This window comes from Pelobacter propionicus DSM 2379, assembly GCF_000015045.1.
Taxonomy (GTDB): Bacteria; Desulfobacterota; Desulfuromonadia; order Geobacterales; family Pseudopelobacteraceae; genus Pseudopelobacter; species Pseudopelobacter propionicus.
Genome location: NC_008609.1, coordinates 1,820,834 through 1,846,667, shown reverse-complemented (window position 1 = coordinate 1,846,667; position 25,834 = coordinate 1,820,834). Strand labels below are relative to the sequence as shown.

Here is a 25,834-nt window from a genome sequence, read left to right as displayed (position 1 = left end):
ACAGCGTCTCTCTTCCGTGCAGAGGTTCAGGAGATCAGCTTCTTGATCCCTTCGATCAGCCGCGCTTCGTCCGCGTCCTCCTGGATGATGTCCATCCTGATCAGCCCCGGCTTGCTCTTGAGCAACCCCGAGGTGTTCATGAAGCGCGCCACCGTTGTCATTACCCCGTCCTGGCCGGCGTGGGCCGCAACGGTGATCCCCACCCGACTGGCGTATCCCAGCATGTGGCTGATCTCGGCAACGGCCTTCATGCCGCCGTCGTCCCAGTCATCCCCGTCGGTTCCGTGGAACACGTAGATGTTGTAATCCCTGGCCAGGTTCTCCTTCTCCACGATGTCGTTGACCAGCTTGAAGGCGCTGGAAACCTGCGTCCCCCCCGCGACGCGGGAGTTGTAGTAGGTGTAGAAGTCCGGCACTTCCCTGGCCTCGGTATCGTGCAGGATGAAGCGGGTCTCGGCCTGGCCGGCGTACTGGTACAACAGCCAGCTGTAGATCAGCACATGCTGGGACACCACCAGTTCGGTGGCCTTGCCCTCCATGGAGCCGGAGTAGTCGCGCAGGAAGAAGAGCATGGCCTGGGGCTCGTAGTCCTTCTCCGGGGAGAGCACGCGGTAGATCTTGTCGTGGGGCGCGATCAAAAAACGGGTCGGATCGATGTCCGACAGGTCGGGGAGATTCCCCAGGGCGATGTTGGTTTCCACGATGGTGCGCAGGGTGGCCTTCTTGTCCAGCACCTGGCCGAATCCGCGGTTCTTGTCGGTCAGGTCGTAGGAGTAGCGGGTGAAGGAGCGCTTTTTCCCCTTGTCCTTCAGGTTGGGGAGCTGGAACTTCTCCGAGAGGGTCTTGCCCAGATCGTAGGCGGTGGACTCCAGTTCGTGGTTTTCCCCCTCACCCTCTCCGGGGCCTGCTCCTCCCGGCTGGTCGGCCTCTCCGCGGACCGGTTGTTCGCCGATGACCTCCCCCTCCTCCCCTTCGCCGCTGCCACCGGTTCCGCTCCCCTCGCCCCCCCCCTCGCCGGTCGGCCTGATGGTCGAGTCGTGGATCAGCTTCTCCTCCACGGTGGTGGGAACCACCACCACCTTGCCCGCGTTCCCCTTGCCCGGCTTGACCAGTTTACCCACCTGGATCTTGCGCGGGAAGCCATCCTTCTCCCGCTGGCGGTCCCGTTCCAGCAGTTCGTCAAGGGACTTGGCCAGCACGGCCGCGTTGACGTAGGGCGGTGGAATCTGCTGCAGGAAGGTAAGGTCTCCCCCCTTGAAGTTCGGCAGGCCGCTCCCCTCTGTCCCGGCACCCTCTGCGACTGATGCGGGGGGGGCGTGGGGATCATCCGCCGTCTCCAGTTCAGCCCTGAGCTCTGCCTCCCGCTGGGGAGACATCCCGGCAGCCTTCAGTTCTTCCAGGTATGTGAGCAGTTTGTTTCGCATGGAATTCCGTTCAAACGCACCCCTCTTTGAAAAGGGGGGCCGGGGGATTGGGGCAGCTGCCGTCAGATCCCCCTGAATCCCCTTTTTCAAAGGGGGACATATTTAGTTCTCGTCTTCCTGGGTGCAGAAGTACTCGATGGTCTTCTGGGCGCAGGTACGGCAGTAGCCCAGCTTCTCCAGCATGGTGGTTATCATGCGGTCGTACAGCTTCTGGTTCTCCTCGTTGGTCCGGTTGGCCAGGGCGCCGATCAGGCTGCCCGCCCCGGCGATGTCCGACTTGAGGCGCACATCCGTGACCGCCTTGACCAGTTCCAGGTTGTCCATGAAATCGTAGTTGGGGTCCACGGAGATCTTCTGGCCGTAGATCTTGCGGATGGAGGTGCGGAAGGAATCGCGCTGCTCCTCGGTCTTGAGCCCGATACGTTCCTCGGCGCTCTTGACGTAGCGCTCGTCGATCTTCAGCGCCTTAAGCTCGCCGGTCTGGGGATCCTTGTACTTCCACATGCGGTCCGGACCCAGGTTCTCGGCATCGATGCCGATGATCATGTTGACGTAGTTCATCACGTCCTTGCGGATGGCCTGGGGCTCGTCCATGTAGGCGTTGAACATCTCGGTCATGATCCGCTCGCGGTAGAGCCCCTTGGCAACCTTCAGGTCCTCCAGGTACTTGGCCCGGTCGTTGGTTTCCACCACATAGTCCAGCACCACCCGCTCCAGGGTCTTGAACACGTCATAGGCGAACATGCAGCGCCCTTCGTTGGTCTCGGAGCTCTCCACCTGCAGTTGCAGGGCGCGCCCCAGGCTGCGGTGCCCCAGCCCCTTCTGGCCGAAGCGCTTGGTGATGTCCGGGTCCTGTCCCAGGGTGTCAATCACCTCGGCCAGGGTCTTGATGCTCTTCTCGCCGGCCACCTCGCCGGCTGCCAGCTTCATGGTTTCGATGGGGGTCAGCTTCTCCGAGCGGGGCAACCGGGTCAGCACCACCCCCACCGAGGCGGCGTAGTTCAGGTTCGGGTCCTGGTGCAACACTTCCTTGCTCAGGGTAGTCTTGTGTTCGCTGCCGATGGCGTAGGCGGTCAGCCCCTTCTGCAAGAGGTAGTTGGTGTTGTGGGAGACATAGCAGATCCGGCAGCGGTCAACGATGGGCGCCTCCTCCTTCTCGGCCAGGAAGCGGTTGAATTCGGAGTTGTTGCTGGTGGCGATGATCAGCGAGTCGATGGGCCACCTGTAGCCGTCGATCTCGATGGCCCGGTTCTGGATCACCCCCAGGTAGACCTGCACCAGGTCCTTCTTGTTCTTGAAGATCTCGTCGGAGAAGTGGATCCCGCCGCCGGCGACTCTGGCCAGGGCGCCGCGGCGCAGGTCGAAGCGGTAGGGGTTATTGGTGTCGGAGATGTGCAGCAGGCGCTGGATCGACTCCTCCCCCAGGAGGTCCACCGATGAGGAGGTGATCTTGTCCTTGGCCGGGTACTTTCCGGTGACCGTTCCCAGGCTCTCGCTCATGGGAACCGGGATGACCTGGACGAACGCCAGCATGCGCTCCAGGTTGCCGTCACAGAAGGCGCGGATGTCGTTCCAGATGTAGCCGCTGCAGGCGCCCAGGGGGCGGTAGTTTTCAAAGAGCTGCTCGATAGCCTGTTCCTCCAGCCCGCACTGGTCAGCCAGGTAGCGTCGGTTGTCGTCCGGGTTGTCGAACAGGTTCATGGCCAGGATCATGGGGTCTTCCAGGGTCTGGGAATCCACCTGGTTGATCCTGCCGTAGTGCCCAAGCTGGGCCAGTCCGTCGAAGCGGAAGGTGTAGCGCCGGTTCCTGGACTGGGAGAGGAAGTCCCGGTAGCGGGAACAGAGGAACTCCACGAAAAAGGTCTTGCCGTTGCCCGGTTCTCCCACCAGCACGAAAGCCATCTCCTTGCTGGAGCCCCCCTCGGCCGCATCCTTGACATAGGAGACAAAGCTGTTGATCTCATCGTACATGCCGATGGCGTGCTTTTTGCCGCCGCGGAAGAGGGTGAAGTCGTAGGTGGTCCTGCCGTTGACCACCACCTTTTCAAAGCCGGCCCCCAGAATCATCCTGGCAACGGACTGGAAGGCGTTCTCGAAGACACGTTCATCGTTTTTCAATGCGGCTATATGCTGGATCAGCATCTCCTGGACAGCCATGGTCGTCCTCCGTCCTGTTTGTGAGTTAAAATTTATGAGATTTCATCAGGCATAAGTATTACGCACAAATCTTCATTGGCAAGCAAACCAGCGGTTTTCAGTGCGACAGGCGCGATTCCCCTGGCGCCAGCGGAACGTCAATGCGGCTTGTGTTTGCCATGCTTTCACGGTACAACCTAACGAGAATCCAACAGGAGACGCCGGATTCCCAAACCACACCATAAGGAAAGTGTTCTTCTCCATGCGTATCCTCAGTATCGACACATCCACATCCCTGGCCAGCGTGGCCCTCGTTGCCGCTGAAAAGCCTCTGGCCGAATCTGTTTTCATGGCGGACCGCTGCCTGTCCGCCCGTCTCGTGCCGGAAGTCCTGCGCCTGCTGCAGGCTGCCGGCCTGACCGTCAACGATCTGGACCTGTTCGCCTGCGCCCTGGGGCCCGGTTCCTTCACCGGCGTGCGCGCCGGACTGGCGACCACCCAGGGGTTTGCCCTGGCAACGGGAAAACCATGCGCCGGCTACTCATCCCTGACGCTTCTGGCCATGAACTTCCCTCTGGCATCCCTGCCGGTCTGCTCGATGCTGGATGCCCGCAAGAACGAGGTTTACGCCTCCCTCAGCGACTGCTCCACCCCCATTCCCACGACGCTGATCGAGGAGTGCGTCCTAGCGCCGGAACGTTTCCTGGACCTTCTGGACGATCAGGTTGAGGGCCCGCTAATCCTCTGCGGCGATGGCGCGCTGCGCTACCGGGAGCTGATCTCGTCACGCCTGGGGGATCGGGCCCGTTTCGCCCCCTTTCCCCAGCAGAGCAGCCATGCCGCCAACGGCGCGCTGCTGGCCCTCCAGTGCTACCGCCAGGGCCGGACCCTTTCACCCGAACAGCTGCTGCCGGTCTACATCCGCGCCTCGGAGGCTGAATACGCCAAGCTGGACCAGCAGAAACTGCTGCGCAAACGTCAGTAGTTCCAAATAGACATCCTCAGAACCAGGAGGAACGCCATGAAAATCCATGAGTACCAGGCCAAGGATATCCTGGCTGGCTTCGGCATCGCCATCCCGCGCGGCCGGGTGGCCATGAACGCCAGTCAGGTGGAGCGCGCCGCCAGGGAGTTGGGCGGACATTGCGTCATCAAGGCTCAGGTCTACGCCGGCGGCCGCGGCAAGGGAGGCGGCATCAGGGTGGCCCAGGATCCTGGCCAGGCCGGCGAGATCGCCAAAGAGCTGTTGGGCACAAAACTGGTCACGCCCCAGACCGGGCCCGAGGGACTGGAGGTACGCCGCCTGCTGGTGGAGGAGGTCGTGGATATCGAAAGGGAACTGTACCTCTCCATCACCCTGGACCGGGAGAGCTCCCGCTACTGCCTGATCGCATCGGCTGAGGGGGGCATGGACATCGAGGAGATCGCCCGCACGGCGCCGGACAGGATCCGGATACTGACCATCGATCCCTTTATCGGGCTGCGTTCCTATCAGGCGCGCAGGACCGCCTTGGGGCTGGGGCTGGTCGGCCCACTCTGCGAGGAGTGCGTGGAATTGATCCTCAACCTGTACCGCTGCCTCCTGGAGAGGGACTGCTCCCTGGTGGAGATCAACCCGCTGGTGGTGACCAACGCCGGCTGGCTGGTGGCCATGGACACCAAGATGACCTTTGACGACAACGCCCTGCAGCGCCACTGCGAGTACCCCGACCTGGTGGACTACTCCCAGCTCAACCCGCTGGAGATCGCCGCCGCCAGGTTTGATCTCTCCTACATCAAACTCTCCGGCGCCATCGGCTGCATGGTCAACGGCGCCGGCCTGGCCATGGCCACCCTGGACGTGCTCAAGGAGGCAGGTGGCGAGCCGGCCAACTTCCTGGACGTGGGGGGCGGCGCCAGCCGGGAGAAGGTGGCCGAGGCCTTCCGCATCATCCTGCAGGACCGGGACGTGCGGGGAGTGTTCGTCAACATCTTCGGCGGGATCATGCGCTGCGACATCATCGCCCAGGGGATCATCGATGCCGCCTCCGGCGGTGGTTGCAGACTGCCGATAGTGGTGCGCATGGATGGCAACCGGGTCGAGGAGGGGAAACAGTTGCTCCGTGAGTCCGGCCTGAACATCCGCATCGGCGAGAACATGGGCGACGGAGCCCAACAGATCGTCGCCATGCTGAACCGGGAGGTGAACCAGCCATGTCAATCCTGATCGACGGAAACACTCGATTTGTGGTTCAGGGGATCACCGGCCGCAGCGGGCTGTTCCACGCCCAGCAGTGCCGGGCCTACGGCAGCCAGGTTGTAGGCGGGGTGACGCCCGGCAAGGGGGGAAGCGAGATCGACGGTTTCCCGGTCTTCGACACCCTGGAGCAGGCGGTGCGCGCGACAGGCGCCACGGCATCCCTGATCTTCGTCCCTCCCCCGGCGGCGGCGGATTCGATCCTCGAGGCGGTGGACGCCGGGCTTGAACTGTGCGTCTGCATCACCGAGGGGATACCGGTGCGGGACATGGTGCTGGCGCGGGCAGTGCTGGAGGGAAGCAAAACCAGGCTGGTCGGCCCCAACAGCCCGGGCGTGATCACCCCCGGCCAGTGCAAGATGGGCATCATGCCGGGCCAGATCCACGCACCGGGGAGGATCGGTGTCATCTCCCGCAGCGGCACCCTGACCTACGAGATCGTGCGCCAACTGACCGACAGGGGGCTGGGGCAGTCAACCTGCGTCGGCATCGGCGGCGACGCCATCATCGGCATGAAGTTCAGCGACGTTCTCAAGCTGTTCAATGACGACCCGGACACCGACGGGGTGTTCATGGTCGGCGAGATCGGAGGCACCGCCGAGGAGGAGGCTGCCCTCTGGATCAGGGAGAACATGACCAAGCCGGTGGCCGCCTTCGTGGCCGGCGTCAGCGCCCCTCCCGGAAAGCGCATGGGGCACGCCGGCGCTATCATCAGCGCTGGCAAGGGCAAGGCGACCGACAAGATCCGCACCCTCAAGGAGTGCGGCGTCACCGTGGCCGACAGCCCGATCCGCATGGGCGAGGCAATGATCGAAGCGCTTAGAAAAGCTGGATTGAGCGTGGCTTGAGGAGAGTGGAGCACGTCGGAAACCTGTTGAATGTTGAGCTTTGACCCCTCCGACAACCCGTGGCTGAGCGCATGCAGAAAACCCCCGAACTGGCTGATAGGGTTCGATCAGTAACAGATGAACTGTAACAACTCAACAACTTGGAAGCATTCCCCCCCTGGATTCAAGATATATATTAAACTGGAGGAACTACTATGTATAAAGTCGCAATTAATGGTTTTGGGAGAATAGGAAGACTTGCATTTCGAAAAATCTTTGAAGATGATCGTTTTGAAGTTGTGGCAATTAACGATTTAACAGAGCCAAAGATGCTTGCTCATCTTCTGAAGTATGACAGTGTACAAGGTCGTTTTGCAGGACATACTGTCGGTTTTGATGATGACTCTCTTGTCGTTGATGACAAGAAAATAGGAGTTTACAAAGACGCAGATCCCAAGAACCTTCCGTGGGACAAACTTGGGGTAGACATTGTTTTAGAGTGTACAGGGTTTTTCTGCTCAAAAACCAAGAGTCAGGCGCATATTGATGCAGGGGCAAAGAGGGTTCTTATTTCAGCTCCTGCCGGCAATGATCTTCCAACCATTGTATATGGCGTGAATCATCATACTCTGAAATATGATGACCTCATTGTCTCCGGTGCATCCTGCACAACCAATTGCCTTGCTCCTCTGGCAAAGACATTGAATGATTATCGTGAGTTACGAACAGGATTCATGACTACGATTCATGCATATACGGGCGACCAAATGCTGCTTGATGGACCGCACCGTAAAGGTGATTTTCGCCGTGCAAGAGCCGGTGCAATTAACATTGTGCCTAATTCAACCGGTGCTGCGAAAGCTATCGGCCTTGTCATTCCTGAACTTGATGGAAAGCTTATCGGATCAGCGCAACGTGTACCTGTTCCTTCTGGTTCCATCACTATTCTTGATGCCACTTTAAAGGATGAGACCGAGACTGTATCTGTTGAAGGAATCAATGAAGCAATGAAAAGAGCTGCTGATGATTCCTTTGGATATTCTGACGAGGAGTTGGTGTCAAGCGATATAATTGGTATAAGCTATGGTTCACTTTTTGATTCTACGCAAACACTTGCGCAGCGGTGTGGAACCAAGATTTATGAGGTTAGAGTTGTTTCCTGGTATGACAATGAAATGAGCTATGTAAGTCAATTAATCAGAACTTTAGGCCTCATGGGAAGTCTGATGAGATAACCAGAATCAGCAAATATCTTGGCGGCTAATGGAAACAGTAGGATCAACTCTCCATTTTTCAACGTAGTTCTGTATGTCCCCGGAACCCCCTCCCGGCACAGCCGGTGGTTTACTGAAAAGAACAAATTGCACTTCGTTAAACCGAGGAAGAACTGATGCATTCCGATGAGGCAACAAGACTCAACCCGCTGGAAATGGTGCACACCCAGTTAGACAAGGCGGCCAGGCACCTGAAGGCCGACCTGAACCTGGTGGAAAAGCTGAAATACGCCGAGCGCGCGCTGCTGGTTTCGGTGCCGGTGGTCATGGATGACGGCCAGCTCAAGGTTTTCCGGGGCTTTCGCGTGCAGTACAATACCGTCAGGGGACCGGCCAAGGGTGGCATCCGCTATCATCCGAACGTTGGGCTTGACGAAATCACCGCCCTGGCAGCCTGGATGACCTGGAAGTGCGCCGTGATGAACATCCCTTTCGGCGGCGCAAAGGGGGGGGTCCAATGCAACCCCAAACAGATGAACGCCGGCGAGATCGAGCGCCTCACCCGCAGGTTTACCGCAGAAATCTTGAGCTTCATCGGCCCGGACAGGGACATACCGGCGCCGGACGTCAACACCAATTCCCAGATAATGGCCTGGATGATGGATACCTACTCCATGCAGATGGGGCATTCGGTACCGGGAGTGGTAACCGGAAAGCCGATCGAAATCGGCGGATCGGAAGGGAGAAGCGAGGCGACCGGACTGGGGGTCGTCTACACCATCTTCGAGGCTGCACGAAAGCTGGGCATGGATCTGGGCGGAGCGACCGCCGCCATCCAGGGTTTCGGCAATGTGGGAGCATCCGCGGCCAAGCACCTCTGCCGTGCGGGAGTCAAAATCACGGCAGTCAGTACCTCCAAGGGGGGAGTCTACTGCGACCGGGGCATCGACATCTCTGCGCTTCAGGATTACTACCGGGAACATGCCAGCCTGGCGGGATTCCAGGGGCTCGATGTCATAACCAATGAAGAACTGCTTTCCGTGGATTGCGACATCCTCATCCCCGCGGCCATGGAAAACGCCATCCACAAGGACAATGCCGCCAAGGTCAGGGCCAGAATCCTGGCCGAGGGCGCCAACGGCCCGGTTTCCCCCGCAGCCGACGAAATCCTCAATGACAGGGGAGTGTTCATCATCCCCGATATTCTGGCCAATGCCGGAGGGGTAACGGTTTCCTATTTCGAGTGGGTCCAGGACCTGCAGAACTACTTCTGGAACGAGGATGAGATCAACGAAAAACTGCGTATGCTGATGGTGAGTGCTTTCAACAAAGTCACCGCCATCGCGGAAGATTCCGGCGTCGACAACAGGACAGCGGCCCAGATGCTGGGCATCGGCCGGGTGATCGAGGCAACCAGGCTGAGGGGGCTGTATCCGTGACATCCGCGGTCTGCCGCTCAGGGTCTCCACCCCTATCTGGACACGGTGTACGTTCTCCAGCATGCCTCATCCGGAACCGGTACACGTCGGTTCTCAGGCCAGAAGGTGATAAACGGGCAAAGGCCCCAGTGGCAGGATCAAGTCGGCCGCGTCGTTGCCCTCAGGCTCGACAGTCGGCTATTTTCTGGTGCCTTTCACCTGTCATGCCTCTCTCGCACTCATTTTCCCGCTGCCGCCCAGCAGATGATCAGTAACGCCACCGCCAGCCAGCCGGTTATTCTTCAAACCTATTGAGGGCCTTTTCGTGAGATTGACACTCTACACCCTACTCGTCGTCTGCTCCCTCTTTTGCGTAGCCGCCACCGCCACAAGCGGAGAAAACCACGCGGTTGCCGTGAAATATGTCATCCGCAGCCTTGGCTCGGATATCGGCACGGTCAGCGCGAAAACCATCGGTACTGCCCGTGATAACGAGTTCCGCGCCGATGTAAACGTGAATGTGCGTTTCCTGTTCCTCAAGTTTTCCCTGACCAGCAGCGAGACAGCCAGCATCCGCGGCGGCAAGCTGGTGAGATACCACAAAACCATTGATAACAAGGGACGCCGCCGGGAGATACGCGGCGAGTCCAGTGGCGGCATCTTCAGCATGCTGGTCCGCGACGGGACGCGATCGGAGCAGAAGAAGTTTCCGGTTACAGGCTATGTGACGACCAATATGGAGTATCCAGAGGTGACACTGACACCCGGAGAGGTCAGGAGGATGCGGATTGTCGATCTGGAAAACGCCGAAATTGTCGACCGGGAGTACCGGCATGTCTCAGAAGAGCAGACCGAGATCAACGGCCAGAACTGCCGTGTCATCGTGTCTGATTTCGCCGACAAGAACTCCGCGGGAAGACGCTGGACCGCGATTGTCAGTGGCCTGCCAATTGTCGTACGTCAGGAGGGGAAGGAAAAAACGGGCTTGTTCAACCCTGCCTATGCGGTGCGCCAGACCGGGGTTGCCGTCGATCGGTGACCGGGACACCCTGAGCAGGTTCCACGAGAAGGGACATATTTACGAAAGAAGGAGGTCGTGCCGTGGAAGATATGAAGAGAATCCTATTTCCAGCATGTTTTTGGCTTGCCCTTTTCATATGCGCAGGATGCGGGGCAACCTTGGACAGTTCCCGCTATGCCTACATCCCGGGCCAAAGAGTGAGTAACGACATGCAGCCATTGCCGGCGAGCGTTGCCATCACCTATCTGGAAGATGCGCGCAAAAAGGAACGCAATGAAAATGTCGAACTGATCTACCTTCCGCTTATGCCATACGCCAGTTCTCATTATGGACAGCCGGAAGCTGAAGAGAAATTTGCAATCAAAGACTTGCAGCCGAGCAGGGACTTTGCCCACGCACTTATGCAAGAGATGAAACAGAACAATCTGTTCAAAGACGTATCTTTGGTAAAACCGGGCGAAAGCCGAAAAGCGGATTTTATTATCACCGGCAGGATCAACAAGGCCAGTGTGGACACCGCAATTACTTCATACGGCTTGTCACTGTTCGGGATTGTTCCCTGGGCGTTTGGTCTGCCTGAAGGAAGGCTTTATAACAATCTTGACGTCCACTACGAAATGAGACGGGCCTGTGACAATACCGTGGTCTGGAAATGTCACGTAAAAGGTGAGTGGAACAGAATATTCGGTTTTTATTACAATTATTCACATGATGAGCCCTATACCGGCATGAACATACTCTTGAGTAATGGGTTGAATTCTGGTCTGTCCGCACTGGCGGAGGATATCAGACGCAAACCGCAGGAATATTGGAAGCAGTGACCCTCCCCGTGGGGGGTCCTGTGGGGCCGCGCCCGACTTTTTTAGCTTTGTAACGATAACGGATGGAAGATCCAGTGAAAAACAGCACCCTGTTCTTTATTGCCCTGATGCTCACCGCCTGCGCGTCCCCCATACCACGCGCGGGATCAATCGTTGTCAATCAGTTTGCCTCCGACAGGTACCAGACGAACAATCCGTCCGCGGTCACCGGGGAGACCGTGGGAGATATCAGCCGCACGTCCCGCCGCTTCATGATCGAACGCCTCAGGGCCGAAACACGCATGACCGTTGTTCGGGATTGCACGACCGGCGATTACGAACTGGTGGGACATGTCAGCAAGGTCATGAGCGACACGAAATCCCGCTGGTGGGTTTTTGGCTTCGGCGTTCGCCAACATTTTGAACTGGAGTTGGAGGCAGAACTGCGGCGCTGCGGAACCGGAGAGATTGTCAGGACGTTGCGCATCGCCAACGACGGCAACGACATGGAAGTGGTTGCAGCCGACAGCTCGCGGGACGTCATCCGCGGCATCAGGGATATGAAGAGATGAGTCAGGCCATGCAGCGTGCAACCGTTCATGTCGCTGAGCAAGATTACAGCGGTATCCCGCACAAGGAGTGAAGAAACAAAGGGAAGGTGCCTGCCTATCAGTTTACCCCGTTCTCCCATGGCGCACTCTCGTCGCTACAAGCCTTCGCCAATCGCCACAGGATCAGAACGTTTCCCCGCCATCATACCCCCATATCCTTTTCCCCCTTACATCTGCCGTATCGTCGTGCCAGGGGATAGCCGGGGAGACATCACATAAGTCACGGGCAGCTACACCGTGATAACGCTGTCGGCACGTTTCATGGCGGTGACAACCTCAAGCATGTTCGTGACCTCCCCAACCTGAATCTTGTCCAGAATGTGGAAGTAGGCCAGGCACGCGCCGCAGGCCATGATCCCGACTCCGCTTTCGACAAGTTCCCGCAGGACGGGAACCCCTTCGGAGCCATCCGCCGTGAACTTCACGCCGCTGTTTACGAAGACGACACGCCAGAGTTCCGGTCCCATCTCTTTCAAGGTCTTCAGGAAATTGAACATGAGCATGTCTCCCAGGGCGTCATCGCCATGTCCCATGGTTTCGCTGGTGATCAGGACCATGATCTTCCCTGCCCCGCTCTCCCGCTTTTCCCGCACAGGCGATGGCGTCATGGTTTCCGGAACAGCAGCCCCCTCGGTTCTCGTGCCGACAACCCTGAACCGGCCCCCCTGTTGCTCGCTGCTGACCCGATAGCTGTGGTGTTCCAGAAAACGACTCACATTCTGCCGCGCCGCATCATTGTCGACAAGCACCGCAATGGCGGCGGGGTTTTCCTCTTCGATGAATTGTCTGACCCGCAGCACCGGGGCGGGACATTCCAGACCGCGGCAATCGAGATCGTTCAGCATAACACTTCCCCCTGTTTATTATTCCACGACAATCCGTTCCAGCGGCTCCTCAACCACCTCACCCACAACCGCGGCGCACTCGATTCCGGTCGCCTTCAGCGCGGCAACGAGCTGTTCAGCTTCGTTGGGCGCAACGGCGATCAGCAGGCCCCCGGAAGTCTGGGGATCGAAAAGCAGATCACGAAACCGTCGGGAAACAGCGGCTCCGAAATCGACGAACATCCCCCTGAAATCCCTGTTGTTGTAGGCGCCTCCCGGAATCAGGCCCATATCCGCCCACTCCAGGGCTTCGGGGTAGTGCGGCACATCCGCCGCAATTATGCGCACCCCGCAGCCGGAATCCACCACCATTTCGGCAAGATGCCCCAGAAAACCGAAACCGGTGATATCCGTGCAGGCATGCACCGTAAAATCCCCCATAACCAGAGCCGCGTCACGGTTCAGAGCCGTCATATTCCGGATGACCCTTTCGGTCAGATCACTGCCGGCAAGGCCGGCCTTGATGGCGGTTGATACGATCCCGGTCCCCAGCGGCTTGGTGAGAATCAGGCAATCGCCGGTTTGCAGGTTCTTCTTGGTCAGGATGCGGTCGGGGTGGATGAAGCCCGTTACCGAAAGCCCGTACTTAAGCTCGCTGTCCTCCACGGTATGCCCGCCAACCAGAACAACCCCGGCCTCCCGCATCTTGTCCAGCCCGCCTTCGATAACACTGCGCAGGACCGAGATATCCATGGTTTTGGCCGGAAAAGCCACCACGTTCATGGCGGTCTTGGGAACCCCTCCCATGGCATAGATGTCGCTCAGCGCATTGGCCGCGGCGATCTGGCCGAAACTGTAGGGATCGTCGACCATGGGTGGAAAGAAGTCTATGGTCTGGACAAGGGCGAGATCGTCCGAGATCCGGTAGACCCCGGCATCATCCGCACGTTCCAGGCCGACAAGGAGATTGGGATCCACGGGGAGGTCCAGCCCGCACAGGGCCCGATCCAGGTCTCCGGGGGCAAGTTTGGCGGCACACCCCGCTCCCTTGACGGTTTGGGTGAGTCGTATGGTTGTGTCAGTCATTGAAAGGCTCCTTGCAACGATCAAAATAGCGCAGAGGGCAAAACATCATCGCGTATCCCGGATACAGGCCATGTAGCGGATTACACCGTTTCTTCACCGGCAGCGCATACATGAGTTATGCGGGAGCCAATCTACACAAGAGGAGAGAGCGGGTCAAATTTTCTAATGATCTTAACATCTCCCCTCCATCCCCCTTGCATCCCCTCCCCCATGCACGTATCATTGCGCCAGCACACGCGCCGAAGGGAGGATGTAATCCGTGAGAACAATCATCAGACAGCTGCTGTCCCAGGGGGTAAGCGGACAGACCTACGCCATTGCCGGCTGGGTCCGATCCTTAAGGATTTCCAAGGGAATCGCCTTCATCGCGCTCAACGACGGCTCCAACCTGGCCGGAATCCAGGTGGTGGTGGAAGAGCAGAGCCCGGCCTTTTCTGAGATCGACGCCATAGCCACCGGCTGTTCCTTACGGGTCACGGGCACGCTGGTGGCATCACCGGCCGCCGGCCAGGAGCGGGAACTGCGCGCGGAGAGCATCGCCATCGTGGGTACCAGCGACGAGAACTACCCGCTGCAGAAGAAGCGGCACTCTTTCGAATACCTGCGGGAGATCGCCCACCTGCGGCCGCGCAGCAACACCTTCGGCGCGGTGTTCAGGCTGCGCTCCCGCCTGGCCCAGGCCATCCACCGCTTCTTCGGCGACAACAACTTCCTCTACGTGCATACGCCGATCATCACCGCCAGCGACTGCGAGGGGGCCGGCGAGCTGTTCCGGGTGACCACCCTGGACGCCGCCTCCCCTCCCCTGCTGGAGGGGAGGCCGGACTTCGGCCAGGACTTCTTCGGCCAGAAGACCGGCCTGACCGTCAGCGGTCAGCTGGAGGGGGAACTGTTCGCCCTGGCCTTCTCCGACATCTACACCTTCGGCCCCACCTTTAGGGCCGAGAACTCCAACACCCCCCGCCACGCCGCCGAGTTCTGGATGATCGAGCCGGAGATGGCCTTCGCCGACCTGGCCGACGACGCCGCCCTGGCGGAGAAGTTCGTCCGCTACCTCTGCCGCTTTGCCCTGGAGGAGTGTGCTGAGGAGATGGCCTTCTTCGACCGCCAGATCGAGAAGGGGCTCCTGGAGCGGGTGCGCCGGGTAGCCGAGGCGGACTTCGTGCGCATGGAGTACGACGAGGCCATCCAACGGCTGCAGCGGTCGGGCGTCACATTCTCCTACCCGGTGGAATGGGGGCTGGACCTGCAGACCGAGCACGAACGCTACATCACCGAGAAGATCGTGGGGGGACCGGCCTTCATCCTCAACTACCCCCGGGACATCAAGGCCTTCTACATGCGCAGCAACCCGGACAACAGGACCGTGGCAGCCATGGACCTGCTGGTGCCCAAGGTGGGCGAGATCATCGGCGGTAGCCAGCGCGAGGAGCGGCTGGACGTCCTGGAGGCACGCATGGCGGAGTTGGGCATCGCCCGGGAGCCGCTCTGGTGGTACCTGGAGAGCCGCCGCTGGGGGAGCTGCCCCCACGCCGGTTTCGGCCTCGGCTTCGAGCGGTTGGTGATGTACCTGTCCGGCATGGAGAACATCCGCGACGTTATCCCTTTCCCCCGCACTCCGCGCCACGCCGAGTTCTGAACCATGTTCATCTTCTGTCTCGAACTCCACCTCTCCCTCTCCTGCGACTCGCTGAAGGGGAAGCGGGGCATCGTCAAGAGCCTTCTGGGGCGCAGCCGCAACCGCTTCAACGTCTCCTGCGCCGAAGTGGATCGCCAGGACAACCCCCGGGTGGCGGTGCTGGGTTTCGTCACCGTCAGCCCGGACAAGGGCATCGCCCGCTCTACCCTGGAGCGACTGGAGGACTGGGTCTACGAGAACTGGCCGGACGTGGAGATCACGGGATCGGATATTTCGGAGGTATGATCAGGGGTACGACGGTTTGATGTTTTATCCGGAAAAATATGCTTGACTTTGACGCCGGTTTTGGGATAAAAGTCAGAACTCATTACGGTGGCTATGGTGAAGCGGTTAACACTTACGACTGTGACTCGTACATTCGAGGGTTCGATCCCCTCTAGCCACCCCAAAAATTCAAGCACCTGGACCTGGTCCAGGTGCTTTTTTCGTAGCAAAGGACGCCAGCCGGCGTCCCGCCCCAACACGGAGATGACGCGATGAAATCCATTCTTTCCCTTCTGTTGCTGACCGTTCTGCTCTGTTCCTGCTCCCGCGATGAGCGGCCGGACAAGTGGGCATTCCTGTCAAAGGACAGGGACAGCACCTACTACTACACCCTTGACAAGATGAAGCGGAAAGACGACCAGCATCTGGTCAAGATCTGGGTAAAAACCGTATTCCATGACATCCGGCACATCAGAGATGACGACGTGAGCTACGCGAAAAACATGTTCATGATCAAATGCGATGAGCGCAGATACAAGGTAAACATCGGCTTCAACTATTCTCCATCCAACGAGGCGGTGTCAAAAACAGCCATGGAGCAGGAAGTGGGGATACCGCTGGTCATAGACAAGACAAACAAAGAGATCACTGCTCCACCTGTTACGCCGGATCCCTACCTGCCCATCACTCCAGACACTCCGGCGGCACGCCTGTACGACATCGTCTGCCGCTAAAGCCCGTGATCAGGCAACGAAAAAGCCACATCATCCGATGTGGCTTTTTCGTTGCTTTTCCCTACCATCTCCCTCCCTAGCCGACCTCCTCGTACTCCCTGACCCGAAACTGAACTCCCAGGGATTCGGCAAGCATGCTACAGGCCGGGATATCCACCCCCGGCACGGTGACGGCGCTGGCCACCACCTGGGGGATGTACTGCCGCGCCTCACGGATGAAGTCGCACACACCCGCAAAACCCGCCTCCCCAAAGGGGGTGGAGCAAAGCCTGACATAGGTCTGGCTGTCTGGTGCGTTGAGGCTGACGGAGATACTGTCCACCAGCCCGACCAGTTCGGGCAGGATGTTGCGGCCGTGCACCAGGTTGGCCTGACCGTCGGTATTGATGCGGATACGAAAACCGCGCCCCTTCATTTCGGCCGCCACCTGTTTGACAAGATCCAGCCGGAGCAACGACTCGCCAAAGCCGCAGAAGACCACCTCATCCAGGTCGGCATCCGGCTGACCGATTGCCGCCATGACCTCCAAAAAGGACGGTTCTGCGTCCAGCAGCAGGTTGTGCCCCTTAACGGTGAAATCATCGAACTTGGCGCAGAAGGAGCAGCGGTTGGAGCAGCGGTTGGTGATATTCAGGTAGAGGGAGGTGCGGATGCGGTAAGCGATTTTGGCGGCCTGGTCCCAGAGACGCATGCCGAACAGGTCGCTCGCGTTCTTGGTGGTGATGCGGCCCACGTCATCCAGGGTAAGCCCCTTCACCTCGGCCACCCGCTGGGCAGCCAGCAGCACATGAGCCGGCTCGTTGCGCCTGCCGCGGTGCGGCACCGGGGTCAGGTAGGGGCAGTCGGTCTCCACCAGCATGCGGTCGATGCTGGTGACCCGCACCACCTGGCGCAGGGCGTCGTTGGAGGGATAGGTAATGGTGCCGGGGATGGAGATGTACAGTCCCATGGCGATGGCCTCGGCCGCCATGGCCGCGTCGCCGGAGAAACAGTGCAGCACGCCGCGCGATGTTCCCTCCTGGCGCAGGCATTCCAGCACCCGCTGGTGGGCATCGCGATCGTGGATGATCACCGGCATGTCCAGCTCCCCGGCCAGGCGCAGCAGACGCAGGAACACGGCCTCCTGCACGTCGCGGGGGGAACGGTCGCGGTAGAAATCCAGTCCAATCTCGCCGATGGCAACGACTTTCGGGCTGGAGAGGGCCAGCTCGCGGATGGCCTGGTAGCTCTCCTCGGTCACCTGGCTTGCATCGTGGGGGTGGATGCCGACGGCTGCGTAGATCCGGGGATACCTCTCCGCCAGTTCCACCGACTGGCGGCTGGTTTCCAGGTCGGTGCCGACCACCAGTATGGCGGCCACGCCGGTATCGGCCGCGCGCTGCAGCATGGCCTCGAAGTCGTCGTCATAGTCGCGGTAGTAAATGTGGGCATGGGAGTCGATCAGAACAGGTGTGTGCGACATTAACTGTTTCCTTTGGCTTTTGTATGCGATCTTACGTTGGAATTTACTCTGAAGGGGAGGAACCGCGACACATGGAGGACGGATCGAGCGTAATGCCGGAGTCAATCTCCGCCGAAGAAAGGCATACGGCTGAGGCGGGACAGCTCCGCCACGGACGCACCACCGGCTGGGGCGCCCGGACTGAGGCATGTAAAGCGAGATGAGTCCGTAAGGTGTCACGGTTCCGGCTTCATGCCAGACTCCTGTTCCGGCAGGTATCCGTATCGCTTCAGAAGTTCTTGGTTATCTCCCGCAGAACCGAGGTGGCGTAACTCCCCTTGGGTAGGAAAAATTCCAGACACAGGCTACTCCCCTCCTGGCTGCAGGAAGGATTGCCCAGCGGCACCCGCAACGCCCTGCGCTGCCCCTCCATGGCGACTCCGCTCTGTGCCCCGAAGGAATCGAGGGTGAGCCCTTCCTCCGCCAGGATACGCTCTTCCATGTTACGCGGCTCTCCTTGGGGCTGCATCATTTTCGTGCCGAACATCGGCCCGCTCGGGGAGATCTCGAAGCGCTCGGCCCGCGGCTGCTCCTGTTCCTGATCCTCCACCAGGAAACAGGCTCCGTTGACATGCTTCCAGGCCAGATCCCCCTCCATGACCCGGTCGATGCGGTCGAGTCGCTCTTCCACGACCCGGTCGAAGAGGCTGGACTGATAGGCGGAGAGGTACAGTTTCCTCAGGCGGGGGTGGACGGCGCCAAAAGCCTTTTCCCAGGCGCCTGGCCGGGAAACCAGACGCTGTAGCACGCTCCGTTCACAGTCGCAGTGGCGGGGCAGCAGGCGCAGCGCCTCAGCCACGTCTCCCCGCTGGTAAGCCTGGATGGCGGATCGCCACTGGTCGTCACGCAGCAACTGGGGATCCCCCATGAGCAGATCCACGGCCCCCTTCCAGTCGCCCCGCAGCATGGCAGCGCCGATAAGATGGGAATTACCCTGAACACCGTAACGCTGGTAGCCGAAGCGGTTGGGCACTCCCCGCTCCACGAGAACCTTGAGTATGGCCGATGCCGCCGCAAGAGCCCCTTCGTTAACGGAGCGCACGACCAGGTTGAAGCGGTTGCCCTTCAGGTGCCCCAGCTTAAGCTTGTTGGTATGACGCAGTGCCGAGATCAGTTGCACCCCCTTCAGACTGAGTCCGGCAACCTCCTCCGGCCGGATGCGGGGCACGGAGATGGTCTGGCGGGTGACGCCGACGCTGTCCTTCATGCCGGCGTAGCCGATCTCCCGCTCCGGCAGGCTTAAGCTGCGGGCGATCAGGCGTATGGCCTCCAGCGTGGTCAGGCCGCGCTTCTCGATGGTCAGGTAGAGGTGCTCGCCGGAACCGCACGGCTCATAGGCCGGGATCTCCGTGACAATGAAATCGTCGGGAGACTGTTTGATGACCCCGCCGCACCCCGGCAGATGGGCGGTCAGATAGCGCTGCTCGGACATGGTTACCCCCAGGGAGATGGTTTCGTCAGACGATCTGCCCGGCTTGGCGCAGCGCCTCGTAGAGCACGATGCCGGCCGAGGTGGAGAGATTCAGGCTGCGCACCGCGTTGGCCGGCATGGGGATGGTGATGGCTGTCTCGGAGTTCCACTCCAGGATCTCGGCTGGCAACCCTTTGGTCTCCTTGCCGAAGACGATGAAATCGCCGGGCCTGAAATCCGCCGCCAGGTAGCTCCGTCCGGCCTTGGTGCTGAGATAGAAGAAACGCCCCCGGGGAAATTCCTGCCAGACCTGCTCCAGACGCTGCCAGACCTTGAGGGTGACACTCCCCCAGTAATCAAGGCCTGCCCGCTTCAGCTGGCGGTCGTCGATGGAGAAACCCAACGGCTCCACCAGGTGCAGCACGGTTCCGGTTGCGGCGCAGAGCCGGGCGATGTTGCCGGTGTTGGGCGGAATTTCCGGTTCTACCAGTACGATGTTGAAAGGAGGCGTTTCCGGCACGGTTATCCTCTGAAAAAGTGGTTATTGGACACCAGGGCGTCTTGCGGACCTGGTACGGCTTCAAGCTGAACAGCCTAGCCCACTTCCCTAACAAAAGCAACCGGACACCAGCGCCAACCGTTGCGCCCCTTGCGTTTTTTGGTTGTCGGTACTATTATGCCCCTTTACATAAGTCTGGATTCGCGACATACCAGGCACGGATCCGGGCCATATCAAAAGCGAGGCTTGTAATGAGGATTATCGTAACGGATGAAGTTTCCGCCGAAGGCCTGGCCCTGTTGACCCAGGAGCCGCGCATTCAGCTTGACGTCAAACTGGGGCTGAGCAAGGAACAGCTGCTGGAGATTCTGGGCGAGTACGACGTAATCATCACCCGCAGCGGCACGTCCGTTGACCGGGATGTGCTGGATGCGGGAAAGCGGCTGAAGATCGTCGCCCGCGCCGGGGTCGGTATCGACAATGTTGACGTGGACTACGCCAGCTCCAAGGGGGTCATCGTCATCAATGCCCCCTTCGGCAACACCAACAGCGCGGCCGAGCACGCCCTGGCCCTACTGATGACCTTCTGCCGCAAGATCACCATCGCCAATGCCAGCCTGAAGTCGGGCGAGTGGAAGCGGGCACCCTTCACCGGCTACGAACTCAGGGGCAAGGTTGCCGGCGTCATCGGCCTGGGCAAGGTCGGCGGCCGGGTGGCCACGCGTCTGAAGGCATTCGAGTGCGAGGTGCTGGCCTGCGACCCCTACGTGTCGGTGAAACGCGCCCACGACCTGGGGGTCAAGCTGGTCTCCCACGACGAGATCTACAAGAACTGCGACATCATCACCCTGCATATCCCGCTTAACGACGAGACCCGCGACATGATCTCCGCCCGGGAATTCGGCCTGATGAAGAGCGGCGTAATCGTCATCAACGCGGCCCGCGGCGGCATCATCAACGAGCAGGCCCTGCTGGACAACCTCAACTCCGGCAAGGTGCTGGGCGGCGGCGTTGACGTGTGGAGCGAGGAGCCGCCCAAGTCGGATCTGCTCAGGCAGCTGATCGGTCACGAACGGCTGGTGGTCACCCCGCACCTGGGGGCCAATACCCACGAGGCGCAGATCAACGTGGCGGTGGACGTTTCCCGGGAGATCGTCAACTATCTGGACGACCAGCCCATGGAGAGCGCCGTCAACATCCCCCGCTTCGACATGGCCCTGATGGACCAGATGCGGCCGTTCCTCAACCTGATGAACGTCATCTGCGAGATCGGCGTGCAGCTCTTGGACAACAACGTGGACAAGGTCAGCTTCGGCTATAGCGGCAGCATCGCCCACTACGACTGCACCCCCCTGACGGTCACCGGCCTCTCCTCCCTGCTGAACCGGGTGGTGGACCAGGATGTGAACATGGTCAATGCCACGCTGATCGCCGACCAGATGGGGATCGTGGTGGAGGAGAACAAGTCCACCAGCTGCGACGCCTTCTCCAATGTGATCACCCTGATCATCGAAGGGGGCGGCAAGAAGCGCACCGTCTCCGGAACACTCTTCGAGGGAGCGCCCCGCATCGTTCGCCTGCGCGACTTCTCCATCGATTTCTCGCCGGAAGAGCACATGCTGCTCTTGCACTACATCGACCTCCCCGGCATGATCGGCAGGATCGGCACCATCATGGGCACGCACGACATCAACATCGCCTCCATGAACCTGGGGCGCCGCGAGAAGAAGGGCGAGGCCATGGTCATCCTCTCCCTGGATTCGGCGGTGCCATTGCAGGTTGTTGAAGAGATCAGGACAGCTACGGACGCATCGTTCATCAAACCGCTTCACCTGAAAAGCGTTTCCTGTTCCCGCGGCCGCGGTCTCTAGCGGCCGGAATCACGCCATGACATTCCCCTCCATCGACCCGGTCTTTCTCAGCATCGGCCCGCTCCACTTCCGCTGGTACGGGCTGATGTACGTGCTGAGCTTCATCGCCACCTACTTCCTGCTCCGCGCCGAGATCGACAGAAAGAAGTATCCCTTCACCAGGGACGACCTGGCCGACCTGATCTTTTCCGGCGCCATGGGGGTGGTCCTGGGGGGGAGGATCGGCTATATCCTCTTCTATAACCTGGACTATTACCTGGACAACCCGCTCAGGGTCTTCGCGGTCTGGGAGGGGGGCATGTCCTTCCATGGCGGAATGCTGGGGGTTCTGGCCGGTATCCTGTTCTTCGCCCGCAGCAGGAAGGTGTCCTTCTTCTCGATCCTGGACATGATCGCCCAGTGCGCTCCCATCGGCCTTGGCTTGGGCAGGATCGGCAATTTCATCAACGGAGAACTGTACGGCAGGATAACGGGTGCCCCCTGGGGGATCGTCTTTCCCGGGGGAGGAGAACTCCCCCGGCATCCATCCCAACTCTACGAGGCCTTCCTGGAGGGCCTGCTGCTGTTCCTGATGGTGCGCTTCTCCGCCCGCCGATCCCAGGTCATCGGCATCCCCTCCTGGACCTTCTGCGCAGGGTATGGCCTGTTCCGCTGCATCGCCGAATTTTTCCGCGAGCCCGACGCCCAGATCGGCACCTTCCAGGGACTGTTCTCCATGGGACAACTGCTCAGCCTGCCCATGTTCCTGGCCGGAACCTTCATGATCATCTCCCTCCTCCGGCGCCGATCGGACGACTCTGCCCCCCCAACGGCATAACTTTCCCCCCGCTTATTCCCGGATACGCGGCTCTCCAGCACCTTACCGCCTGGAGCGCCGCCCGGATCTTTCCTGCTGGAAATCAGCCTTACTTTCCACAGGCAGTCGGCGACCCAAACCACACGCGACACAATCAAACCATTGAAATTATCTCCTGTTTGGCTATAGTCAATCAATGCGCGACACACTATGAGCAACAGAGGAGATGCCACGATGATCAGCACAAAGATGTCGGATGCACTGAACAAACACATGAACCTGGAACTTTATTCGGCCCATCTCTACCTTTCCATGGCCTCGTGCGCCAACAACCTGGGACTGAAGGGAGCTGCCAACTGGTTCACCGTCCAGTATCGCGAGGAGATGACCCATTTCTTCAAATTTTACGGCTATCTGACCGAGCAGGGCGAAACAGTTTCCCTGACCGCCAGCAAGGCAGTGCCGAACAGTTACGCAACGTTGCTGGAAATGTTCGAGAAGACCCTGGCCCACGAGCAGTTGATCACCAAGTGCATCAATTCCTTAAGCGAGCAGGCGGTGCAGGAAAAAGACCACGCCACCCAGATATTCCTGCAGTGGTTCGTGACCGAGCAGATTGAAGAGGAAAACAACGACCGCGACCTGATTGCGAAACTGAAGATGGTGGGCGATAACGGCTACGGAATCCTGATGGTGGATTCGGAGATGGGGCAACGCGTCTTTGTACCTCCCGCTGGTGTTCCGGTGATGATCTGACGGGATGATTCGCTTCCGCGGAGAGGACTGGGTAAAGACAGGAGAGAGCAAGACGGACTGAAACGACAAATAAAAACGGAAGGGGCACCTGCTTCAAACAGGTGCCCCTTCATTTTGGTGCGGTGGAATGGATTTGAACCATCACGAGGTTGCCCCCGCCAGCCCCTCAAGCTGGTGCGTCTACCAATTCCGCCACCACCGCAAGCTGGTATATAAAGTACTTTGTTTCAGCAATTGAGACGATGCTTATAGCACCATCGCTCTACCATTTCAAGCAAAAATTTCTATTTCGTTCCAACCGGTGCCACGGGAGCAGTCGGAGCGGGAGCGGGCGCCGACGGTTGAGTCACGGGTGCAGGCACCTTCGTAGCCGCCTTGACCTTTCCGGCCATGATCGAGGAGGACGAAGGAGATCCTGACAGATAGGCAAGCGTCAGCGAGGTCAGCATGAAGACAACCGCCGCGCTGGTGGTCAACTTGCTGAGAAACGTCGTGCCTCCACCGGCGCCAAAGACCGACTGGCTGCCGCTGCTGCCGAAGGACGCACCCATCTCGGCACCCTTTCCGGACTGCAGCAGAACCACGGCTATCAGAAACAGGCTGACAGCGACATGAAGTATTGTAAGAAAAATCAGCATTCAGTAACCCCTGCGCAATAGAATACCTCTTCTACCATACGCACCATTCCATTGTAAAGGAATTATTCGGTTTCTCCGTACGCCACGAGGTTCATCCCCGGAAATTCACCATCTCGGCAAAGGAGGCGGCCTTCAGGCTGGCGCCGCCGATCAGGGCTCCATCTATGTCCGGTTGCGCCATGAGTCCCCTGATGTTGTCCGGTTTGACGCTGCCACCGTAGAGGATACGCAGGGAATCGGCAATCGCCTGGCTGATGGACATGGTGACCAGGTTACGGATATAGCAGTGAACCTCCTGGGCCTGCTGGTCCGTGGCGGTCTTGCCGGTTCCGATGGCCCAGACCGGTTCGTAGGCGATGACGATGCGGGAAAATTCGTGGGACAAGAAGCCGGCCAGGGCGGCCGTAACCTGCCTGCCCACCACGGTGAAGGTGGCGCGACTCTCCCGCTCCTCCATGGTTTCCCCTACGCAGATGATGGCGGTCAGGCCGACGGCCACGGCCGCCCTGGCCTTGCGATTCACCCCCTCATCGGTCTCGCCGAAGAGCTGGCGGCGCTCGGAATGCCCGATGATCACATGACTGCACCCCGCATCCCTGAGCTGCGCCGGCGACACCTCCCCGGTGAAGGCCCCCTGTTCTTCCCAGAAGCAGTCCTGGGCGGCAAGCCCGATGTCACTACCGTTCAGAGCGAACGAAACGCTTTTCAGGGCGGTGAACACCGGAGCAACGACGATCTCCACCCCCCTGCTTCCCGCCACCAGCGGTTTCAGTTCATCCACCATGGCCAACGACTCGGCAATGGTCTTGTGCAGTTTCCAGTTTCCTGCGATCAGCGGCGTGCGCATGGACTCCCCCCTATTTCTTGACCTTGATGTCCAGCGCCTTCACGCCGGGCAGAACCTTGCCCTCCAGCAGCTCCAGGAACGCGCCACCGCCGGTGGAAATGTAGCTGACCTTGCTCTCCACCCCCGCCTTGCGTACGGCGGAATCGGTGTCGCCGCCGCCGATGATGGTGGTGGCGAAGGCGCTTGCCACCGCCTCGGCCACGGCAAAGGTGCCGCGGGCAAAGGCGTCCATCTCGAAGACTCCCATGGGGCCGTTCCAGATGACGGTCTTGGCGTCACGCAGGGTCTCGGTGAAGAGCGTTGCCGACGCCGGTCCGATATCCAGCGCCAGCCACCCCTCGGGGATCTCCTGGACGGTGGTGATGAAGTTGGTGGCGCTCGCCTCGAAGGCGTTGGCCACCACGCAGTCCACCGGTAGGTAGAACATGATTCCCTTCTTCCTGGCCTTGTCCATGATCTTCTTGGCGGTGGGGAGCAGTTCGTCCTCCACCTTGGAGGCGCCCACCGAGTATCCCATGGACTTGAGGAAGGTGAATGCCATACCGCCGCCGATCACCACCTTGTCCACCTTGTTCATCAGTTTTTCCAGCACCTCCAGCTTGCCGGAGACCTTGGCGCCGCCGAGAATGGCCACCAGGGGACGCACCGGGTTCTGCATGGCCTTGTCGAAGAAGGTCATCTCGTTTCTCATCAGAAAACCGGCCACCACGGTGGGAATCACCCTGGTGATCGCCTCAACCGAGGCATGGGCGCGATGGGACACGGCAAAGGCGTCATTGACGTAGACCTGGCAGCCATTGGCCAACTGCTGGGCGAACTTGGGGTCGTTCTTCTCCTCGCCGGGGTAGAAGCGCACATTCTCCAGCATCAGCACCTCGCCCGATTTCATGGCATCGATCTCTCGAGTCACCTCTTCGCCGAAGCAGTCCGAGGCCTGCTTGACCTTCCTCCCCAACAATTCCGACAGACGCTTGGCGGCCGGAACCATGCTGTATTTCTCGTTCTTCTCCCCCTTGGGGCGCCCCAGATGGGAGGCCAGGATCACCCTGGCCCCCTGCTCGATGGCGTACCTGATGGTCGGCAGGGCTCCGGTGATGCGGGTATCCTCGGTGATGTTGCCCTTGGAATCCTGGGGAACGTTGAAGTCAACGCGAATAAACACCTTCTTATCCTTCAAGTCGGCAAGTTGGTCGATGTAGCGAATCGGCATGGGGCTCCTCCTTGGGGCATGGAATGGGTATCACAAAAAAAGAGGGAGAAACGCGAGTTCCCCCTCGAATA

24 protein-coding genes and 2 tRNA genes are annotated in these 25,834 nt (G+C 59.7%); 15 read left to right on the top strand and 11 right to left on the bottom strand.

Features of this window, described 5'->3' with window-relative positions; all coding sequences use genetic code 11:
* Nucleotides 1–26 precede the first annotated feature (26 nt).
* Nucleotides 27–1,424, bottom strand: coding sequence for a DUF444 family protein (locus PPRO_RS08570; RefSeq protein ID WP_011735608.1), 1,398 nt, complete (start codon nucleotides 1,422–1,424; stop codon nucleotides 27–29).
* Nucleotides 1,425–1,526: 102 nt separating this feature from the next.
* Nucleotides 1,527–3,581 carry a serine protein kinase PrkA gene (locus PPRO_RS08565; protein WP_011735607.1) on the bottom strand — a complete coding sequence of 685 codons (2,055 nt, stop codon included), beginning with the start codon at nucleotides 3,579–3,581 and terminating at the stop codon, nucleotides 1,527–1,529.
* Nucleotides 3,582–3,822: 241 nt separating this feature from the next.
* Between PPRO_RS08565 and tsaB the strand changes: the two genes are divergently transcribed.
* From tsaB to PPRO_RS08525, 8 genes are all read left to right on the top strand, one after another.
* Nucleotides 3,823–4,545 (top strand): tRNA (adenosine(37)-N6)-threonylcarbamoyltransferase complex dimerization subunit type 1 TsaB, encoded by a 723-nt coding sequence (gene tsaB / locus PPRO_RS08560; protein ID WP_011735606.1) that lies wholly within the window; start codon nucleotides 3,823–3,825, stop codon nucleotides 4,543–4,545.
* Between the two features lie 36 nt (nucleotides 4,546–4,581).
* Nucleotides 4,582–5,766 (top strand): ADP-forming succinate--CoA ligase subunit beta, encoded by a 1,185-nt coding sequence (sucC, locus tag PPRO_RS08555; RefSeq protein ID WP_011735605.1) that lies wholly within the window; start codon nucleotides 4,582–4,584, stop codon nucleotides 5,764–5,766.
* A complete protein-coding gene (gene sucD / locus PPRO_RS08550; RefSeq protein ID WP_011735604.1) occupies nucleotides 5,754–6,644 on the top strand; it encodes a succinate--CoA ligase subunit alpha in 891 nt (296 codons plus the stop codon). The genes sucC and sucD overlap by 13 nt, the downstream gene beginning before the upstream one ends.
* A gap of 194 nt (nucleotides 6,645–6,838) precedes the next feature.
* Nucleotides 6,839–7,858, top strand: a complete 1,020-nt coding sequence (gap, locus tag PPRO_RS08545) for a type I glyceraldehyde-3-phosphate dehydrogenase (protein ID WP_011735603.1) — start codon at nucleotides 6,839–6,841, stop codon at nucleotides 7,856–7,858.
* A gap of 155 nt (nucleotides 7,859–8,013) precedes the next feature.
* Nucleotides 8,014–9,276, top strand: a complete 1,263-nt coding sequence (locus PPRO_RS08540; protein WP_011735602.1) for a Glu/Leu/Phe/Val family dehydrogenase — start codon at nucleotides 8,014–8,016, stop codon at nucleotides 9,274–9,276.
* Nucleotides 9,277–9,580: 304 nt separating this feature from the next.
* Nucleotides 9,581–10,294 (top strand): DUF6134 family protein, encoded by a 714-nt coding sequence (locus PPRO_RS08535; RefSeq protein ID WP_011735600.1) that lies wholly within the window; start codon nucleotides 9,581–9,583, stop codon nucleotides 10,292–10,294.
* Nucleotides 10,295–10,356: 62 nt separating this feature from the next.
* Nucleotides 10,357–11,097 (top strand): hypothetical protein, encoded by a 741-nt coding sequence (locus PPRO_RS08530; RefSeq protein WP_011735599.1) that lies wholly within the window; start codon nucleotides 10,357–10,359, stop codon nucleotides 11,095–11,097.
* A gap of 74 nt (nucleotides 11,098–11,171) precedes the next feature.
* A complete protein-coding gene (locus PPRO_RS08525) occupies nucleotides 11,172–11,648 on the top strand; it encodes a hypothetical protein (RefSeq protein ID WP_041532221.1) in 477 nt (158 codons plus the stop codon).
* A gap of 269 nt (nucleotides 11,649–11,917) precedes the next feature.
* On the opposite strand, the gene yedF is transcribed toward PPRO_RS08525, so the two are convergent.
* Both yedF and selD read right to left on the bottom strand, forming a co-directional pair.
* Complete coding sequence (gene yedF / locus PPRO_RS08520) at nucleotides 11,918–12,532, bottom strand: sulfurtransferase-like selenium metabolism protein YedF (RefSeq protein ID WP_011735597.1); 615 nt, start codon at nucleotides 12,530–12,532, stop codon at nucleotides 11,918–11,920.
* A gap of 18 nt (nucleotides 12,533–12,550) precedes the next feature.
* Nucleotides 12,551–13,597 carry a selenide, water dikinase SelD gene (gene selD, locus PPRO_RS08515; protein ID WP_011735596.1) on the bottom strand — a complete coding sequence of 349 codons (1,047 nt, stop codon included), beginning with the start codon at nucleotides 13,595–13,597 and terminating at the stop codon, nucleotides 12,551–12,553.
* A 259-nt stretch (nucleotides 13,598–13,856) separates the two neighbouring features.
* Between selD and asnS the strand changes: the two genes are divergently transcribed.
* From asnS to PPRO_RS08495, 4 genes are all read left to right on the top strand, one after another.
* Complete coding sequence (asnS, locus tag PPRO_RS08510; protein WP_011735595.1) at nucleotides 13,857–15,236, top strand: asparagine--tRNA ligase; 1,380 nt, start codon at nucleotides 13,857–13,859, stop codon at nucleotides 15,234–15,236.
* 3 nt (nucleotides 15,237–15,239) lie between these two features.
* Complete coding sequence (locus PPRO_RS08505) at nucleotides 15,240–15,521, top strand: DUF503 domain-containing protein (RefSeq protein ID WP_011735594.1); 282 nt, start codon at nucleotides 15,240–15,242, stop codon at nucleotides 15,519–15,521.
* Between the two features lie 87 nt (nucleotides 15,522–15,608).
* Nucleotides 15,609–15,684, top strand: a tRNA-His gene (locus PPRO_RS08500).
* 88 nt (nucleotides 15,685–15,772) lie between these two features.
* On the top strand, nucleotides 15,773–16,234 hold the full coding sequence (locus PPRO_RS08495; RefSeq protein WP_011735593.1) for a surface-adhesin E family protein: 462 nt from the start codon (nucleotides 15,773–15,775) through the stop codon (nucleotides 16,232–16,234).
* Between the two features lie 76 nt (nucleotides 16,235–16,310).
* Here the strand turns inward: PPRO_RS08495 and PPRO_RS08490 are convergent, their stop codons facing one another.
* The 3 genes from PPRO_RS08490 to PPRO_RS08480 form a co-directional block, all read right to left on the bottom strand.
* On the bottom strand, nucleotides 16,311–17,696 hold the full coding sequence (locus PPRO_RS08490; protein WP_011735592.1) for a TatD family hydrolase: 1,386 nt from the start codon (nucleotides 17,694–17,696) through the stop codon (nucleotides 16,311–16,313).
* A gap of 268 nt (nucleotides 17,697–17,964) precedes the next feature.
* Nucleotides 17,965–19,167, bottom strand: coding sequence for a tRNA pseudouridine(13) synthase TruD (gene truD, locus PPRO_RS08485; protein ID WP_011735591.1), 1,203 nt, complete (start codon nucleotides 19,165–19,167; stop codon nucleotides 17,965–17,967).
* Between the two features lie 25 nt (nucleotides 19,168–19,192).
* A complete protein-coding gene (locus PPRO_RS08480) occupies nucleotides 19,193–19,666 on the bottom strand; it encodes a tRNA (cytidine(34)-2'-O)-methyltransferase (protein WP_011735590.1) in 474 nt (157 codons plus the stop codon).
* Nucleotides 19,667–19,896: 230 nt separating this feature from the next.
* Here PPRO_RS08480 and serA point away from each other — a divergent pair, with 230 nt between their 5' ends.
* The 3 genes from serA (at nucleotide 19,897) to PPRO_RS08465 (ending at nucleotide 23,068) form a co-directional block, all read left to right on the top strand.
* Nucleotides 19,897–21,516, top strand: a complete 1,620-nt coding sequence (gene serA / locus PPRO_RS08475; RefSeq protein WP_011735589.1) for a phosphoglycerate dehydrogenase — start codon at nucleotides 19,897–19,899, stop codon at nucleotides 21,514–21,516.
* Nucleotides 21,517–21,532: 16 nt separating this feature from the next.
* Complete coding sequence (gene lgt / locus PPRO_RS08470) at nucleotides 21,533–22,333, top strand: prolipoprotein diacylglyceryl transferase (RefSeq protein WP_011735588.1); 801 nt, start codon at nucleotides 21,533–21,535, stop codon at nucleotides 22,331–22,333.
* Between the two features lie 213 nt (nucleotides 22,334–22,546).
* The gene (locus tag PPRO_RS08465; protein ID WP_011735587.1) at nucleotides 22,547–23,068 is read left to right on the top strand and encodes a ferritin; all 522 of its coding nucleotides are present in this window, start codon (nucleotides 22,547–22,549) and stop codon (nucleotides 23,066–23,068) included.
* A gap of 115 nt (nucleotides 23,069–23,183) precedes the next feature.
* Here the strand turns inward: PPRO_RS08465 and PPRO_RS08460 are convergent.
* The 4 genes from PPRO_RS08460 to PPRO_RS08445 form a co-directional block, all read right to left on the bottom strand.
* Nucleotides 23,184–23,270 (bottom strand) — tRNA-Leu (locus tag PPRO_RS08460).
* A gap of 82 nt (nucleotides 23,271–23,352) precedes the next feature.
* A complete protein-coding gene (secG, locus tag PPRO_RS08455; protein WP_011735586.1) occupies nucleotides 23,353–23,706 on the bottom strand; it encodes a preprotein translocase subunit SecG in 354 nt (117 codons plus the stop codon).
* A gap of 91 nt (nucleotides 23,707–23,797) precedes the next feature.
* The gene (gene tpiA, locus PPRO_RS08450; RefSeq protein WP_011735585.1) at nucleotides 23,798–24,553 is read right to left on the bottom strand and encodes a triose-phosphate isomerase; all 756 of its coding nucleotides are present in this window, start codon (nucleotides 24,551–24,553) and stop codon (nucleotides 23,798–23,800) included.
* 10 nt (nucleotides 24,554–24,563) lie between these two features.
* A complete protein-coding gene (locus PPRO_RS08445) occupies nucleotides 24,564–25,763 on the bottom strand; it encodes a phosphoglycerate kinase (protein WP_011735584.1) in 1,200 nt (399 codons plus the stop codon).
* Nucleotides 25,764–25,834: the final 71 nt, after the last annotated feature.

Bases quoted from the DNA above. Each gene is read 5' to 3' on its own strand.
- PPRO_RS08445 (WP_011735584.1), bottom strand. From the start codon at position 25,763: ATGCCGATTCGCTACATCGACCAACTTGCCGACTTGAAGGATAAGAAG.
- sucC (WP_011735605.1), top strand. From the start codon at position 4,582: ATGAAAATCCATGAGTACCAGGCCAAGGATATCCTGGCTGGCTTCGGC.
- truD (WP_011735591.1), bottom strand. From the start codon at position 19,167: ATGTCCGAGCAGCGCTATCTGACCGCCCATCTGCCGGGGTGCGGCGGG.
- secG (WP_011735586.1), bottom strand. From the start codon at position 23,706: ATGCTGATTTTTCTTACAATACTTCATGTCGCTGTCAGCCTGTTTCTG.
- PPRO_RS08570 (WP_011735608.1), bottom strand. From the start codon at position 1,424: ATGCGAAACAAACTGCTCACATACCTGGAAGAACTGAAGGCTGCCGGG.
- tpiA (WP_011735585.1), bottom strand. From the start codon at position 24,553: ATGCGCACGCCGCTGATCGCAGGAAACTGGAAACTGCACAAGACCATT.
- PPRO_RS08465 (WP_011735587.1), top strand. From the start codon at position 22,547: ATGATCAGCACAAAGATGTCGGATGCACTGAACAAACACATGAACCTG.
- gap (WP_011735603.1), top strand. From the start codon at position 6,839: ATGTATAAAGTCGCAATTAATGGTTTTGGGAGAATAGGAAGACTTGCA.
- PPRO_RS08565 (WP_011735607.1), bottom strand. From the start codon at position 3,581: ATGGCTGTCCAGGAGATGCTGATCCAGCATATAGCCGCATTGAAAAAC.
- serA (WP_011735589.1), top strand. From the start codon at position 19,897: ATGAGGATTATCGTAACGGATGAAGTTTCCGCCGAAGGCCTGGCCCTG.
- PPRO_RS08505 (WP_011735594.1), top strand. From the start codon at position 15,240: ATGTTCATCTTCTGTCTCGAACTCCACCTCTCCCTCTCCTGCGACTCG.
- PPRO_RS08490 (WP_011735592.1), bottom strand. From the start codon at position 17,696: ATGTCGCACACACCTGTTCTGATCGACTCCCATGCCCACATTTACTAC.
- PPRO_RS08495 (WP_011735593.1), top strand. From the start codon at position 15,773: ATGAAATCCATTCTTTCCCTTCTGTTGCTGACCGTTCTGCTCTGTTCC.
- sucD (WP_011735604.1), top strand. From the start codon at position 5,754: ATGTCAATCCTGATCGACGGAAACACTCGATTTGTGGTTCAGGGGATC.
- lgt (WP_011735588.1), top strand. From the start codon at position 21,533: ATGACATTCCCCTCCATCGACCCGGTCTTTCTCAGCATCGGCCCGCTC.
- selD (WP_011735596.1), bottom strand. From the start codon at position 13,597: ATGACTGACACAACCATACGACTCACCCAAACCGTCAAGGGAGCGGGG.
- yedF (WP_011735597.1), bottom strand. From the start codon at position 12,532: ATGCTGAACGATCTCGATTGCCGCGGTCTGGAATGTCCCGCCCCGGTG.
- PPRO_RS08540 (WP_011735602.1), top strand. From the start codon at position 8,014: ATGCATTCCGATGAGGCAACAAGACTCAACCCGCTGGAAATGGTGCAC.
- tsaB (WP_011735606.1), top strand. From the start codon at position 3,823: ATGCGTATCCTCAGTATCGACACATCCACATCCCTGGCCAGCGTGGCC.